The sequence below is a fragment of the Brevibacillus sp. FSL K6-0770 genome, from assembly GCF_038000275.1.
Lineage (GTDB): Bacteria > Bacillota > Bacilli > Brevibacillales > Brevibacillaceae > Brevibacillus > Brevibacillus parabrevis.
On record NZ_JBBOBQ010000001.1, the window covers coordinates 1,922,422 to 1,937,707 of the forward strand.

Consider the following 15,286-nt stretch of genomic DNA (forward strand, 5'->3'; position numbering starts at 1 on the left):
TATTGGTTTCTCGCTTAGGGGCGGGACCCTGTTTATGAAAGAGGGGTATTACAACGATGATAAAATGGGGAAGATTTCTCCTGTTCCTGGTTGTTGTAGGGCTTTTGGCGACACTTGTGTCAACTACGACCAAACAGGTGGCAGGAAACATCACTCTCGGTCTTGACCTGCAAGGCGGGTTTGAGATTTTGTATGAGGTAGAGCCTCTTGAGGCTGGGCACAAGGTTGATATCGAGCTGTTGAAATCAACTGCACACATGATTGAGAAACGGATTAACATCGGCGGCGTGGCAGAACCTGTCATTTCTACTGAGCTGCCAAACCGGATTCGCGTGCAAATCGCTTCGCAATCCGCTGATCAGGACAAGCTGCGTGAACTGATCGGAAAACCTGCTGTACTGACGTTCCGCGACGAGTCGGGCAAGGTCATCCTGCAAGGTAGCGACTTGGCGCCAAACGGGGCAGCGGTCGGCTACGATGACCTGAAACGCCCTCTCGTAACCGTGAAATTCTCGGATGCAAAAAAATTGGAGGATGTAACTCGCGCCAACCTGCATAAGCGCATGGCGATTTTCCTGGACGAAAACCTCCAAACCAATCCTACGATCCAATCCGTGATCTCGGGCGGCAGCGCTCAAATCACAGGAGACTATACCCAAGAATCGGCTCAGGAACTGGCTGACTTGCTGAACTCCGGTGCGATGCCAGCGAAGCTGATTGAGAAGCAGGTAACATCTGTGGGAGCGTCTCTGGGTGCCCTGGCATTGGAGAAGACGCTTTATGCCGGCTATATCGGCGCTGCGCTGATTTTCGTGTTCATGCTGCTCGTCTATCGCATGCCGGGCATGATTGCGAATATTACATTGGCTGGATTTACTTACTTTTGTATGGTCGTTCTCGACTGGATGGACGCAACGCTGACTCTCCCAGGTATCGCCGGTTTCATTTTGGCGGTAGGGATGGCTGTCGATGCGAACATCATTACGTATGAGCGTATCCAAGAAGAAATTCGCTCGGGCAAAACGATTTTGTCAGCGTTCCGCTCCGGTGAACGCCGCTCTTTGATCACCATTATTGATGCGCACGTGACGACGCTGATCGCGACAGGCGTATTGTTCTACTTCGGAACAAGCTCCGTTCAAGGTTTTGCTGTCGTACTGGCTATGACAATCATCGTAAGTATTATCACCAACGTGTTCGGGTCTCGTTTCCTCCTTTGGCTGGTGGTCCGTGCCAACATGTTTAAAAAGCCGTTCTGGTTCGGAGTAAAGGAGAGTGAGATCGGTGAGCTTTGATCGCGAGCATACCGTAGTGCGGTTTGATATCGTTAAAAATCGCCGGAAGTTCTTCATTTTCTCTTCCGCGATTATCATCATCGGTTTTTTGTTTATGATGTTCCAAGGGCTGCACCTTGGGGTTGACTTCAAGGCAGGTACGCGCCTGGACATTTACGTAGGAAAAGAGTTCAAGCCGGAAGACGTCGAAGCGGTTCTCAAACAGGAGATTCCGAACGTCGCTTTCTCCAAGGTAACGCCGTACGGGCAAAATCAAGCCTACACACGCTTTGATCAAACCATTTCTTCGGATACCTTGATGAAGACAGAAGAAGCGCTGAAGAAAAAGTTCGGCGATCAGGTCACAAAACAAGTATCGTCCGTTGATCCGAGCATTGCTCAGGAGATGGTGAAAAAGGCAGCCATCGCGGTAGGGATCGCTTCCCTCGGGATCGTCATTTACATCGCGATTCGCTTCCAGGTGCTGTTCGGGATTGCCTGCGTCGTGGGACTTTTGCATGACGTGATTATCCCGATCGCGCTGTTCTCCGTGTTTGATCTGGAAGTAGACATTACTTTCATCGCAGCGCTTTTGACCATTCTCGGTTACTCGATCAACGATAAAATCGTTATTTTTGACCGTATCCGCGAAAACTTGCGTACCATGAAGTCCAAGACGATTCCGGATCTGGAGCATCTGGTGAACGTTTCGCTTTGGCAGACGATGCGCCGTTCCGTATACACAGTAGCTACCGTATTTTTTACCGCGCTGGCTATTGCGGTACTCGGAAGCGAGAGCATTCGCAACTTCTCGCTGGCTCTGTTGTTCGGTCTGGTGAGCGGTACGTACTCCTCCATCTTTATTGCTGCTCAAGTTTGGGTAAACTTGAAGGAGCGGAATATGAGAAAGAAGAAAGAAGCATAAGCGGTTCGCTTTTCGCTTCGTCAAAGAGCTTTCGCTATGTAGACCGCAGGGGTTATTCCCTGCGGTTTTCTACTCTTGAAGACAAGTAGGCTGATAGAGGAGGAGAGGCAGGAATGGGCGATGATCGGTTGGCACAAGCGCAGTTTGGGGCATGGGTAGGCATTGTGGGCAACCTTGCTTTGGCAGGGGTGAAGCTGTTGATCGGGCTTATGGCGAAGTCACAGGCATTGATTGCCGATTCTGTGCATTCCGCATCGGATGTAGTCGGTTCCGTGGCGGTTCTGATCGGCTTGCGAGCGGCAGAGCGTCCGCCTGACGCAGATCATCCGTACGGTCATGGAAAAGCCGAATCGATCGCAGCGATTATTGTCGCAGTTTTGTTGGCGGTTGTCGGCTTCGAAATTGCGATGTCTTCGATTAAAGCGTTTTTTGCCCCTGTGGAAGCGCCAGGCATGCTGGCAGTTTGGGCTGCCATCGGTTCCATGATCGTCAAGGAATGGATGTTCCGCTACAAGTTCAAGCTCGGCAAAAAACTGAACAGCCAGTCGTTGATCGCCAACGCCTATGAGCATCGCTCGGACGTATACTCTTCGTTTGCCGCACTGGTAGGCATCGGCGGCGCGATTGTGGGCGAGCGGCTGGGTGTTCCCTGGATGCTGTATCTGGACCCGGCAGCCGGGATATTCGTATCTGTGCTCGTTTTGAAAATGGCTTACAACATCATGATGGAATCGATCCACAGCACGCTGGATCACGTCTTGCACGAGGAAGATACCAAGCAGCTCAGACAGGCGATTGCCGAGGTCGATGGCGTGTTGCGCATCGATTCGCTGCGGGCCAGGGAGCACGGGCATTACCAGATCGTCGATGTGAAAATCGGGGTGGACCCGGCGATTACCGTCCTTGCCGGGCATCAAATTGGCAAGCGCGTCAAGCATATGCTGCTGGAAACATTTCCTGATATTCGCGATGTTTTGGTCCATGTAAACCCATTTGATCCCACTTCACAGCCAAAACGGTAAAAACGGCATGTTTTATGCTGTTGTCAGTCTCCCTCTCCATCCACTATAATGAATGAGGATTGGAGGAGAGCCTATGCTGAAAGCGAAAACACGCTGGAAACTGGCCACCTACGATGAACAGATTGCGGCCAGTATAGCTGAGGAGTGCCAGCTAACTCCGCTCGTGTCCAAGCTGCTGGTGATTCGCGGCGTCGACACAGCGCAGAAGGCCCGTGATTTTTTGCAAGCTGGCCCGGAGTTGTTTCATGACCCTTATTTGCTTGATGGAATGGAACAGAGCGTGCATCGCATTCAACAAGCGATAGAGAGGCAAGAGCCGATCTGTATTTACGGAGACTATGACGCGGATGGGGTCAGTTCGACATCGTTAATGGTACACCTGTTGCGCCAACTGGGCGCTGTTTTTGACTATTACATTCCCAACCGTTTTACTGAAGGGTATGGGTTACATAAAGACGCCTTGGCGCATCTGCATAAAAGCGGTTACAAGCTGATCATTACAGTAGATACAGGAATCAGTGCAGTAGAGCAGGTAGCGTATGCCACGCAGTTAGGTCTTGACGTCATTGTAACCGACCACCACGAACCTCCGGCTGTGATTCCGGAGGCATTTGCTGTGATCAACCCTAAAAAGCCTGGCTGTACGTATCCGTTTGACATGCTCGCGGGAGTCGGGGTCGCCTTCAAGCTGGGGCATGCCTTGCTAAAGGAGCCTCCTTTGCATTTGGCTGACCTGGCAGCACTCGGGACGATCGCCGATTTGGTGCCTTTGGTAGATGAAAACCGCATCCTCGCCAGAGCGGGCTTGAAGCGTCTGAATCAGACCCGCAATATCGGATTGCAGGCGCTGATCCGCGTGTGTGGACTGTCTGACAGCGAACTGTCGGCCGGACATGTCGGATTCGCGCTCGGGCCGCGTCTGAACGCAAGTGGACGGCTGGAGACGGCAGAGTCCGCCGTCAAGTTGCTGACGACCGAGGATATGGCGGAAGCAGAGCAGTGCGCACAAGCTTTGGACGATTTGAATCGCGAGCGTCAGGAGCTTGTAGCGACGATGACGGAAGAAGCCGTGCAGATGGTGAAGGAGCAGTATCCACCCGAGGAAAACAACGTCCTCGTCCTGGCGAAGGAAGGCTGGAACGTCGGGGTTGTAGGAATCGTAGCGTCACGGCTGGTAGAGCTGTTTTACCGTCCGACGATCGTGCTTGGCATCGATCCGGAAAAAGGGACAGCCAAAGGCTCGGCGAGAAGCATCGCCGGCTTTGACATGTACGAAGGTTTGACAGCATGCAAGGAGTGGCTCCCGCATTACGGGGGGCATACGATGGCCGCAGGAATGACACTCCCGGTGGAAAACCTCGATCTCTTGCGCAGCAGGCTGAACGAGCTGGCGGGGGAATGGCTGACGCCGGAAGATTTTACCCCTCTGACCAAAGTAGATGTGTCGATGAGCATGGACGAAATCAGCCTGGAGGCAGCCGAGCAGCTGGAACGGCTCGCTCCTTACGGGATGGGCAATCCGACTCCGCTCGTCATGCTGGATGAAGTCGAGACACAGGGAATGCGCACAATCGGGCGCGATGACAATCATTTGAAATGCACACTCGTCAGGTCAGGCCAAACGTTGGATGCCATCGGCTTCAACTGGGCGCACGTGACGAAAAAGGTGACCCCAAAAGCGCGTTTTCAGGTGCTGGGAGAGCTTTCAGTCAATGAATGGAATGGCAACCGCAAGCCGCAGCTGACGATCCGGGACTTGTCCGTTCCGCATCAGCAAGTGTTCGACTGGCGGGGAAGTCGGGACAAAATAGAGAAATGGCAGCAGTTGATAGCGGAGTCCGGGACGATGACCGTTGTGTTTCGGGCGGAAAGCTATGAACAGCTCGTGCCAAAGACAAGCGCGGACGGGCAGGCTTCTCTCTTTTTCCTGGGCAATGCTGTCGCGCTTGACAGGCAGGCGCCGCAGCAAGCGGTTGTGCTCTACGACTTGCCGAAGCGTCGTGCCGATTTGCTGCAAATCAGTCCGCTGCTGCAACAGGCTGAGCGCATCTACTGTCTGTTTGGCGACCCGGATTTGGGCATGGAGCGGCTATCCTGTCCGAGCCGCGATCATTTCAAGCAGCTGTACCAGTTTTTTGTGCAAGTGCCAGTAGTGAAGCGCATACATTTGGATGCGCTCGCCCGCAAGCTGCAATGGAAGCGAAGCTTGCTGGACGGCATGCTTGCGATCTTTTTGGAGTTGCAGTTTTTGCAGGAGGATGCCGAACAGTATCGCCTGCAGGAGACGGCAGAAAAAAGGCCGCTGGAAAGCTCCGTCATTTATACGGAGTGGAAGGAAGAAGCGCAACTCGCTACGGATTTGCTGCTCTCATCCTCGGAATCATTGATCCAAACGTTTCATCAGCTGGTGACACCGGTCACCGTATAGGAGGAATTTTTCATGGATTACAAACAATACATTCGCGTCATTCCGGACTTCCCGCAACCGGGGATTCGTTTCAAAGATATCACGACTTTGCTGAAAGACGGTCCTGCTTATCGCGCAGCGATTCAAGACTTGGCTGAATTTGCCCGCGAAGTGCAGGCTGACGTGATTGCAGGTCCGGAAGCACGCGGATTTGTCGTAGGAGCGCCTCTGTCTTACGAAATGGGAATCGGCTTTGTGCCGATCCGCAAATCCGGCAAGCTGCCTTACGAGTCGATCAAGGCAGATTACGACCTGGAGTACGGCAAAGACGCGCTCGCTGTGCACGTAGATGCCGTTACGCCAGGCCAGCGCGTGCTGATTGCGGACGACCTTCTGGCGACCGGAGGAACCATCGAAACGACGATCAATCTGATCGAGCAACTCGGCGGAAAAGTAGTAGGCGCTGCCTTCTTCATCGAGCTGTCCTATCTGGAAGGACGCAAAAAAATCGGGGATGTTCCGATCAAATCCTTGGTGCAATATTAATTGATGCTTCAACGAAAAACGGGTCATGTACCCGTTTTTTTCTTTTTTCCACGCATGGATCATACTTTACAGGGGAAACAGCTTTACAATACGAACGACATAAAAGATAATAGTATGAAATAGACATGACGCTTTTTTTCATCCAGACAGACAACCGATAATGTTCGTCTGCCGCTTCCAAGGAAGAGCAGGCTGCCAGCGTCCGCACGCAGGACGCACCAAAATCATCCGCTACAGAAGAACTACTTGTTCGAAAGGGCTTCTATAGATGATTTTTTTTATACGCTCAAAGCCTTCGCCTGTGACATAAGGCTTGGCAAAGCCAAGTTTTCCAATGAGAGGATAAGGGAAGGGAACTATGATTACCGGCATTGATGAGGTAGTAAAAAAAGCAAGCACCTATTTGTCACAATCGGATCTGGACCTGATTACTCGCGCCTATCAGCTGGCTGAAAAAGCTCACGAAGGGCAGATAAGAAAATCAGGCGTTCCGTACATCATGCACCCGATCGCAGTAGCGGGGATTCTCGCTAACCTGCACATGGACGCGGTTACAATCGCTGCCGGATTTTTGCATGATGTAGTGGAAGACACCGACATTACGCTTGACGATCTCCGCCAACAGTTCGGTCCTGACGTGGCTCTGCTGGTAGACGGGGTAACCAAGCTGGAAAAAATCAAATACAAGTCCAAGGAAGAGCAGCTTGCTGAAAACCACCGCAAGATGCTGGTTGCCATGGCGCAGGACATTCGTGTCATCATGATCAAGCTGGCAGACCGTTTGCACAACATGCGGACATTGCGCCACATGTCCGAAGAGAAGCAGCGGGAAATATCCGATGAGACGCTGGAGATTTTCGCGCCCCTGGCTCATCGGCTGGGGATTGCCTCCGTCAAATGGGAGCTGGAAGATACGGCGCTGCGCTATTTGAATCCGCAGCAGTATTACCGGATCGTCAACCTGATGCAAAAGAAGCGGGTGGAGCGCGAGGCTTACCTGAACGAAGCATCGGATACGATCAGGGAGAAGCTTGGCGAGCTGAACATCGAGGCGGAAATATCGGGGCGGCCCAAGCATATATACAGCATCTTTAAAAAGATGACCAAGCAAAACAAGCAGTTCAACGAAATTTATGACTTGCTGGCTTTGCGGATCATTGTGAACGACATTCGCGATTGCTACGCGGTGCTTGGCATTGTCCATACACTGTGGAAGCCGATGCCTGGCAGATTCAAGGACTATATCGCGATGCCGAAGACCAACATGTACCAATCGCTGCATACGACGGTGATCGGGCCTAAAGGCGAACCGTTGGAAGTGCAGATTCGCACGTGGGATATGCATCAGACGGCAGAGAGCGGGATCGCGGCCCACTGGGCGTACAAGGAAGGCCAGAGTGTCGTGCAAGGATCGTTTGCCGAGAAGCTGGGCAGCTTGCGCGAGATTATCGAAGGCGGGTCAGAGGAAGCGCCCAATGCGCAGGAGTTCATGGAAAGCCTCAAGCAGGATTTGTTCTCGGACACGGTCTTTGTGTTCACGCCAAAAGGAGATGTAGTCGAACTGCCAAAAGGCTCCGTGCCGCTGGACTTTTCCTATCGCATTCACTCGGCGGTAGGAAACCGGACGATTGGGGCAAAGGTAAACGGCAAGATCGTTCCGCTTGATTACGCCATGAAAACGGGCGATATCGTCGAAATCCTTACTTCCAAGCATTCGTACGGGCCAAGCCAGGACTGGCTGAAAATGGCCAAGTCCGCCCATGCCCGCAACAAAATCAAGCAGTGGTTCAAAAAAGAAAAGCGGGAAGAGAACGTTGCCAAAGGCCAACAGATGGTGGAAGCGGAGATCAAATCGCGCAGCTTCGACGTGAAGGAAGCGATGACGGACACCAACCTGAAGGAAGCGGCGGCGCGATTCAACTTCCAGGGGGCCGAGGACATGTTTGCCGCAGTCGGCTACGGCGGCATTACGGCTTCCCAGATTGCCACACGTCTGCTCGACAAGCTTCGCCGCGAGCGGGAGGAGCAAAATCCGGTCATCCCGGAGATCAAGCAAAATCCGGCTCACCGTGCGCAAAAGAGCGAGTCCGGGGTAAAAGTGCGCGGCGTAGACAACCTGTTGGTGCGTATCTCGCGTTGCTGTACACCAGTTCCGGGCGATCAGATCATCGGCTTTATTACAAGAGGGCGCGGTGTGTCTGTGCACCGGAAAGACTGTCCGAATGTGCTCGCAGATGAATGCTCAGAGCGTTTGATCGACGTCGAATGGGATACCGATCAGAAGCACAACTTCAACGTGGAAATCGAGATCACGGGCAACGATCGCAGCGGACTGTTGAACGACGTGTTGCAAGTCGTCGCAGAGACGAAGACGAATATTGCTGCCGTCAGTGGCAAAGCAGATAAAAATCGGGTGGCGACGATTCATATGACCATCTCGATCAGCAATGTGGATCATCTCTTGAAAGTTGTGGAACGAATCAAGCGGATTAAAGATATTTATTCGGTTCGCCGCATATTGAGCACCTGATCCGTTTTTGGATCGGGTGTTTTGTTTAGGTCAGCCGTGCGTCATTGTGAGCGGCGAGCTTCCAAACGAAAGGAATGGATCGACGTGAGAGTTGTCGTACAGAGAACGAAAGAAGCAAGCGTGACCGTTGCTGGCGAGGTAGTCGGGCAAATCGAGCACGGGCTGTTGCTGTTAGTCGGAATCACCCACGAGGACAGCGAAAAGGAAGTAGACTTTGTTGCGGATAAAATCGCCAATCTGCGAATTTTTGAAGACGAAGCAGGAAAAATGAACTTTTCCGTCCTGGAGACGGGCGGGCAGATTTTATCGGTGTCCCAGTTCACGCTGTACGGAGACTGCCGCAAAGGGAGAAGGCCGAACTTCATGGCAGCCGCTCGCCCTGAGCAGGCTGAACCGCTGTACGAGCTGTTTAATGCCAAGCTGCGGGAAAAAGGGCTGATCGTGGAGACGGGGCGTTTTGGCGCGATGATGGACGTGCGTCTGCTCAACGACGGGCCTGTCACCCTGATCGTAGAATCGTAAGCGAAAAGACGGGGAGGCGGGGAAAATGGCACAGGAAGCGCTGGTGATCGGGGCGAGCGGCATGCTGACAGAGGTAGCTCGCTGGCTTGCCAAAGAAGGCTATCGAGTGACAGGGGTGGGACGCGATCGGCAAAAGCTTGCCAGCGTGCGGGACGGTTCCGGCAATCCGGCAAAAAGCAGCACAGGCGATTGTCGGACAGGTTGAGCCGTGGGAGCGGCGTCCGAGTTACTGAGACTGCGAGATATCTGAAGAACGGCTGCTGCGGCAACCGTTTTTTCTTTTGCGTGAAACTGCTTATTACAAAAAAATGAAAACACCCCCGCCCAAGGAGGGGACGCACTGGCGATTCGCGCAAGCAGTGTGTCCGTCTCTCGTGGTACGGGGGTTTTGTTTTGGAACCCGTTGTTACGCAGTCTGGCAGCCGGAATTAGCCGCCCTGAGAGTTCAGCGTATTGAAGTATTGGACGATCCCTTTGTACAAGCCGTCTGCGGCGAGATCCTGCTGTTTTTCCGAGCGCACGCGCAGCTCCTCGTTGTAGTTGGACAGGAACCCGATCTCGGCCAGGATGGACGGAACGGAGTTTTCCCGCAGCACGAAGTAATCGCCAAAACGGGATTGCAAATCTTTGTAGCTCGTCGCTTTCACCAGTTCGTTTTGCACGAGGGACGCGAGCTTGCTGGAATTGCCTTGGTAGTAAAAAAACACGATGGAGCCGTTGGTCGCCGTGTTTGGATGTGTATTGTGGTGAATGCTGACAAAAATATCCGCTTTGTTCATGATGGCGACATCCACGCGCTGCTGCAAGGTGAGCTTGCGGTCATCGGCTCTCGTCATGATGACTTTGGCCCCGGAAGCCTCCAGCTTGTTTTTCAGCAGCAGGGCAACTTGCAGGTTGACGGTTTTTTCCAGCGTAGAAAAGCTTTTGCCGGTTGCCCCGTTGTCGTTGCCCCCGTGTCCTGCGTCGACGACGATCAGCTTTCCGGCGAGATCCTGACTGCGAATTACGGCAGGCACGCCGCTTGCCGATACGAGCCACCCGGCAATATAGCCTGTCGAGCCATCGCTGAGCGTTACTTTGAACCAGTCGCCCTCTTTGGACACGACGCTGTATTTTTCCCCTGCCTGCACTTGGCGAATCAAACTGTGCTCGGCACCGGGACCTGAGCGAACGTTCGTATTCGGATTGATGACCGTGACATACGGCCCGCTTGGTGTCGGCACATTCGGCCCGGAGACACTGACCAGCCATCCGGCTACCCAGCCTGTCTGTCCGGCCGATGTCTGCACCCGATACCACTCGCCTTGCTTCTCCAGCACCTTCAGCTTGCTGCCGACAGGCAACGTAGCGAGAATCGCACTGGATGTATTGGACTGGCTGCGCAGGTTCAGCCCGTCCGTTTGCACGGTAGCTGTCTGTTCGGCAGGTGTGGCAGGCTGACTCGGCTGGCTTGCCGAGCCGGAATTGGCATCGGTGTTTGGCCCGGGAGACGTGGTCGTGTCTTGCGCGGGCTTGTTGCTGTCCGTTGATATCCAGGCGTTGACGCCATCGTAAGGGAATTGAATCCAGCCGTTTTGCTGCGATAAAACCGTGATCGTCTCGCCAGCGTGAAGCTGCCCGATGGCAGGAGCGCTGGCATCCGGCGTAGGGTACACGTAGGGAGCGAACTCCAGTGTCAGGCTTGCTCCTTGAACGGCTGTCGGCTTCGGCGGGGTGACGACACTCCCGGAATTGCCGGAGCCTCCTGGCTGTTGTGGTGCAGTAGTTCCGCTTCCCTGCGTGGAACCTGGCGACGCTGGGGATGAGCTGTCCTTGACCAGCCAGGCTGCCACCCAGCCTTTGCTTGTCCCATTTAGCTGAATCATGATCCAGTCGCCGTTTTTTTGCACGATCGGGTATTTGGTTCCCGGGTTGATCGTCGTCACAACCGGGTACGTTTGGCCCGGGCCGGAGCGGACGTTGAGATTGGTAGTCGTGCTCTCTGCCGTACTCGCCGGAGCTTGTGCAGGCTGCTGGTTTTGCGAGACGAGCCAGTTTGCCACCCAGCCGCTCTGACCATTAGGCAGCTTGACTTGAATCCAGTCGTTTTTGGTAGAGATGACAGGCAGCACGGTCTTGTTTGGCAGCGTGGTGACGACAGCGTCCTGAAGGCTCGGCCCGGAGCGGACATTGAGCTTGTCCACGCTGACCTGAACAGAACCGGCGGCCCAGGCAGTTGAAACGGGGAGGGAGATGGCGCAAGCGATAGCCAGGAGCGACCCCAGGATTTTTTGACGTAACAGCACGTTTTTGACATCCTTTCCAGATAAAATGCGAGGGAGGCGAAGCGTCGATTCTTTCATGTTTTTGCCAACACAATCACTTCGCGCCAGTTTCTCGTTTTTCCTGCAAGAAGCGACAAAGCTTTTGCCAGGTGCCGCTGGTTGCAATTTGTTGCAAAAGGCCATACTAGAACAGATAGAGCCACAAAAACGCAGGAGGAATTGCAGTGAGGCAGTCAAACAAGGAAACGTTTGCGCAAGGCTTGAATCGACAATTTTTTTCCGTCGACTTTCATGACGATTTGGCGAAAGAATCGTCACGGCAAAATGTAGAAATGTCCCAAGATTTTTATGTCAATATGCGAGACTTGCCGCAATCACACCCGAAAAGGAAGTAATCGCCTGAGATGCCGCCCATCCGCTCTGTTGACCGCGATTGTGCCTGTCAGCTATGATGGAGTGTGGCATTTTAAATAAGCAGGTGAGCACATATGATTCAAATAAAATGCGAGGGACACGCGTTTGAACGCGAACTCTCCTTAATTCTTGCGCTGTTTTACGAAGACCCTGCGTTAGCTTTTGTCTCGGAGTGGGATGGCGCTGCCGATACGCAAATCAGGCTCGCGCTTGCCACTGACAGCTCGGGTGTAGTGGCGTCGGGAGAACTGGATGACAAAACTACTCGACTCAGCCGCCAGGTCAGGCGGGAGTACGTTTCCCGCGATGAAAAGGCGATGCGCAAAACAGCGAAGCAGGCATTGTGCTACACGCTGTTGCTTATGCTGGAACAATATACGGGAATCGAACAAGGCTGGGGGATTTTGACGGGAATCCGTCCGACCAAACTGCTCCATCAGCTGAACGTGGCAGGTGTCGAGAAAGCAGAGGCGCACAAGCGGCTGCAACAGGATGTCATTTTGCGTCCGTACAAACTGGAGCTGCTCCAGGAGATCGTCGACAAGCAGCTTCACGTCGTGCCTGATCTGTACCAGATCGACCGCGAGCTGTCGGTGTACATCGGCATCCCTTTCTGTCCGACGAAGTGCGCCTACTGTACGTTTCCTGCCTACGCGATCCGCAGTCATACGGCTTCGGTCAATCCGTTTCTCGAAGGACTGCATTACGAGATCGAAAAGATGGGCGAGTGGCTGACGAGAAACGACCAGCGAATTACTTCGATCTACTTCGGGGGAGGAACGCCGACGAGCATTACCGCCGATGATATGAACCAGCTGTTCGAGACGATGCACCGCAGCTTCCCGCACATGGACGGCGTGCGCGAGTTGACCGTCGAAGCGGGCAGGCCGGATACGATTACGGCAGAAAAGCTCGATGTGATGAAACGGTGGGAAGTCGACCGGATCAGCATCAATCCCCAATCGTTTACACAAGAGACGCTCAAAGCGATCGGGCGGCACCATACCGTGGAGGAGACGATCGAGAAGTACCATCTCGCCATGGAAATGGGCCTGACCAATATCAACATGGACTTGATTATCGGGCTGCCGAACGAGGGCGTAGCCGAGCTGGCGCACAGTCTGGAAGAAGTGGAAAAGCTGATGCCTGCGTCGCTTACCGTGCACACGCTCTCCTTCAAGAGAGCTTCGGAAATGACCCAGAACAAGGAGCGTTACAAGGTAGCCAGTCGCGACGAAATCGGCAAAATGATGGAAATGGCGTCTGCCTGGACGAAAGCAAACGGCTACGATCCGTATTATTTGTATCGCCAAAAAAACATTTTGGGTAACCTGGAGAATGTCGGCTATGCGAAACCGGGGCAGGAAAGCATCTACAACATCATGATCATGGAAGAAGTGCAGACGATTCTCGGCCTTGGCTGCGGGGCGGTTTCCAAGCTGATGGCGCCGGGCAGCGGCAAGCTGAAGCGTTTTCCGAATCCGAAGGACCCGAAAACCTACAACGACACGTACAAAACATTGGTGGAAAACAAGCTGCACGATCTGGATGAAGTCTACGCAGGGGCAACGACTACGTAAAAAAGCAGCGCAGGTGCAGGCTGAACGCGCGGCAAACCATAGTAAAAAAAGTTTTATGGAGCGCCTGTTGACGCCTGCTGGCTGGTTTGCTATGATTCACATTAAGCTTTTGGATACAATCAGATCTGATGACGGGAACAAGTACCCAACGAACCGGATAACCAGAGAGAAAGCGCCGTGGCTGAGAGTGCTTTCGTATCACGACTTGGTGAATGACATCCCTGAAGACCGCAGTGAACGAGCGAGGAGCAATCCTCTCCCTTCAGTAACTGGCAGGCGTGCGCCGGCGTTAACGGCTTAATCAAGTGGGATGGCCTTTGATACACAAGGCTGTTCAAACAGGGTGGCACCACGGGAGTATAACCAGTCTCTCGTCCCTGACATGTGGCGAATTGCTAAATGTCAGGAGGCGAGGGGCTTTTTTATTTGGCTAAATAGAAAAGGTCCTTTGATCCTGGAGGTTTGGCGTTGCCCAAGTTTTTCAAAAGACATGGAGGTTCGAGAGGAATGACGAGAATCCAGATTCCCCGCGGTACGCAGGATATCATGCCAGGTACCGTAGAGTTGTGGCACTACGTAGAGGCAAAAGCCCGCGATTTGTGCCGCCGCTTTAACTACGCGGAGATTCGCACGCCGCTGTTCGAGAGCACGGAGTTGTTCCAGCGAGGCGTTGGCGAGACGACGGACATCGTGGAAAAGGAAATGTACAGCGTAGCAAATCCGCGCAGCAACGACGCGCTCACGCTGCGTCCGGAAGGGACGGCTGGCGTCGTACGCTCTTACGTGGAAAACAAGCTGTACGGATCGCCCAACCAGCCTACCAAGCTGTACTATCTGGGGCCGATGTTCCGCCACGAGCGCCCGCAAGCAGGACGCTACCGCCAATTCGTTCAATTCGGGGCAGAAGCGATCGGTTCGAGCGACCCGGCGATTGATGCAGAAGTGATCGGCCTCGCCATTCGCCTGTATCAGGAGCTTGGCCTGACAGGGCTGTCTGTCGAGCTGAACAGCGTCGGCACCGTAGAAGACCGCGCTCGCCACCGCGAGCATTTGCTGGCGCATCTGAACGGCGTACGCTCCGAGCTGTGCGAGGATTGCCAATCCCGGATTGATCGCAATCCGCTGCGCGTGCTCGATTGCAAAAACGAAAAATGCAAAACATTGACCAAAGACGCACCTTCCATTCTGGATTACTTGAGCGAAGCATCGGCAGCTCACTTCGAAGCAGTGAAAGGCTACCTGACTGCTCTCGACATTCCGTACCATGTCAATCCGCGTCTGGTTCGTGGATTGGACTACTACACGCTGACGGCTTTCGAGATCAAAATGGCGGAAATCGGCGCGGTGGAAACGCTTTGCGGCGGCGGACGCTACAACGGTCTGGTTGCAGAGCTGGGCGGCGACGATATGCCAGGCATCGGTTTCGCACTGAGCATCGAGCGCTTGCTGCTCGCTCTGGAGAAACAAGGCGTGCAGCTGCCGATTAGCGGCGGTATTGACTGCTTCGTCGTCGTACAGACACCGGAAGCCAAGCAAGGCGCCTTTATTCTCGTCGACCAACTGCGTCAAGCAGGCGTGGCGGCCGAACTGGACTACCTCGACCGGAAAATGAAAGCGCAGCTGAAACAGGCTGATCGCCTCTCGGCCCGCTTTACGGCCATCATCGGAGAATCCGAGCTGGCAAACGGTACCGTCGTTCTGAAAGAAATGGCAACAGGCGAACAGCAGGAGCTGAAACAGGCTGATTTCGTAGCTGCGCTTGCCGCAAAAGTACAAGGCAACAACTAACAAACAAAACAAAA

12 protein-coding genes are annotated in these 15,286 nt (G+C 53.7%); 11 read left to right on the top strand and 1 reads right to left on the bottom strand.

Annotated elements, in window-relative coordinates:
• Positions 1-56 precede the first annotated feature (56 nt).
• The 8 genes from secD to NST23_RS09380 all read left to right on the top strand — a co-directional run bounded on the left by secD (position 57) and on the right by NST23_RS09380 (position 9,431).
• Complete coding sequence (gene secD, locus NST23_RS09345; protein WP_122964203.1) at positions 57-1,295, top strand: protein translocase subunit SecD; 1,239 nt, start codon at positions 57-59, stop codon at positions 1,293-1,295.
• Positions 1,285-2,199: a protein translocase subunit SecF gene (gene secF, locus NST23_RS09350; protein ID WP_122964202.1), complete on the top strand. Its 915-nt coding sequence runs from the start codon at positions 1,285-1,287 to the stop codon at positions 2,197-2,199. The genes secD and secF overlap by 11 nt, the downstream gene beginning before the upstream one ends.
• A gap of 113 nt (positions 2,200-2,312) precedes the next feature.
• On the top strand, positions 2,313-3,221 hold the full coding sequence (locus NST23_RS09355; protein WP_122964201.1) for a cation diffusion facilitator family transporter: 909 nt from the start codon (positions 2,313-2,315) through the stop codon (positions 3,219-3,221).
• Between the two features lie 73 nt (positions 3,222-3,294).
• Positions 3,295-5,649, top strand: a complete 2,355-nt coding sequence (gene recJ, locus NST23_RS09360; protein ID WP_340963568.1) for a single-stranded-DNA-specific exonuclease RecJ — start codon at positions 3,295-3,297, stop codon at positions 5,647-5,649.
• Positions 5,650-5,661: 12 nt separating this feature from the next.
• Positions 5,662-6,174, top strand: a complete 513-nt coding sequence (locus NST23_RS09365) for an adenine phosphoribosyltransferase (RefSeq protein WP_063230212.1) — start codon at positions 5,662-5,664, stop codon at positions 6,172-6,174.
• Between the two features lie 358 nt (positions 6,175-6,532).
• Positions 6,533-8,704 (top strand): RelA/SpoT family protein, encoded by a 2,172-nt coding sequence (locus NST23_RS09370; RefSeq protein ID WP_340963570.1) that lies wholly within the window; start codon positions 6,533-6,535, stop codon positions 8,702-8,704.
• An 84-nt stretch (positions 8,705-8,788) separates the two neighbouring features.
• The gene (gene dtd, locus NST23_RS09375) at positions 8,789-9,226 is read left to right on the top strand and encodes a D-aminoacyl-tRNA deacylase (protein ID WP_173598617.1); all 438 of its coding nucleotides are present in this window, start codon (positions 8,789-8,791) and stop codon (positions 9,224-9,226) included.
• Between the two features lie 25 nt (positions 9,227-9,251).
• A complete protein-coding gene (locus tag NST23_RS09380; RefSeq protein ID WP_340963573.1) occupies positions 9,252-9,431 on the top strand; it encodes a hypothetical protein in 180 nt (59 codons plus the stop codon).
• 223 nt (positions 9,432-9,654) lie between these two features.
• Here NST23_RS09380 and NST23_RS09385 read toward each other — a convergent pair whose 3' ends face one another.
• Complete coding sequence (locus NST23_RS09385; RefSeq protein WP_445662488.1) at positions 9,655-11,568, bottom strand: SH3 domain-containing protein; 1,914 nt, start codon at positions 11,566-11,568, stop codon at positions 9,655-9,657.
• A 146-nt stretch (positions 11,569-11,714) separates the two neighbouring features.
• Here NST23_RS09385 and NST23_RS09390 point away from each other — a divergent pair, with 146 nt between their 5' ends.
• The 3 genes from NST23_RS09390 to hisS all read left to right on the top strand — a co-directional run bounded on the left by NST23_RS09390 (position 11,715) and on the right by hisS (position 15,272).
• Complete coding sequence (locus NST23_RS09390) at positions 11,715-11,885, top strand: hypothetical protein (RefSeq protein ID WP_167470285.1); 171 nt, start codon at positions 11,715-11,717, stop codon at positions 11,883-11,885.
• 93 nt (positions 11,886-11,978) lie between these two features.
• The gene (locus NST23_RS09395; protein ID WP_340963578.1) at positions 11,979-13,484 is read left to right on the top strand and encodes a coproporphyrinogen III oxidase; all 1,506 of its coding nucleotides are present in this window, start codon (positions 11,979-11,981) and stop codon (positions 13,482-13,484) included.
• 507 nt (positions 13,485-13,991) lie between these two features.
• Positions 13,992-15,272: a histidine--tRNA ligase gene (hisS, locus tag NST23_RS09400; protein WP_173597460.1), complete on the top strand. Its 1,281-nt coding sequence runs from the start codon at positions 13,992-13,994 to the stop codon at positions 15,270-15,272.
• Positions 15,273-15,286 lie beyond the last annotated feature (14 nt).

Bases quoted from the DNA above. Each gene is read 5' to 3' on its own strand.
- NST23_RS09355 (WP_122964201.1), top strand. From the start codon at position 2,313: ATGGGCGATGATCGGTTGGCACAAGCGCAGTTTGGGGCATGGGTAGGC.
- secD (WP_122964203.1), top strand. From the start codon at position 57: ATGATAAAATGGGGAAGATTTCTCCTGTTCCTGGTTGTTGTAGGGCTT.
- NST23_RS09380 (WP_340963573.1), top strand. From the start codon at position 9,252: ATGGCACAGGAAGCGCTGGTGATCGGGGCGAGCGGCATGCTGACAGAG.
- NST23_RS09365 (WP_063230212.1), top strand. From the start codon at position 5,662: ATGGATTACAAACAATACATTCGCGTCATTCCGGACTTCCCGCAACCG.
- NST23_RS09370 (WP_340963570.1), top strand. From the start codon at position 6,533: ATGATTACCGGCATTGATGAGGTAGTAAAAAAAGCAAGCACCTATTTG.
- recJ (WP_340963568.1), top strand. From the start codon at position 3,295: ATGCTGAAAGCGAAAACACGCTGGAAACTGGCCACCTACGATGAACAG.
- hisS (WP_173597460.1), top strand. From the start codon at position 13,992: ATGACGAGAATCCAGATTCCCCGCGGTACGCAGGATATCATGCCAGGT.
- NST23_RS09385 (WP_445662488.1), bottom strand. From the start codon at position 11,568: ATGAAAGAATCGACGCTTCGCCTCCCTCGCATTTTATCTGGAAAGGAT.
- NST23_RS09395 (WP_340963578.1), top strand. From the start codon at position 11,979: ATGATTCAAATAAAATGCGAGGGACACGCGTTTGAACGCGAACTCTCC.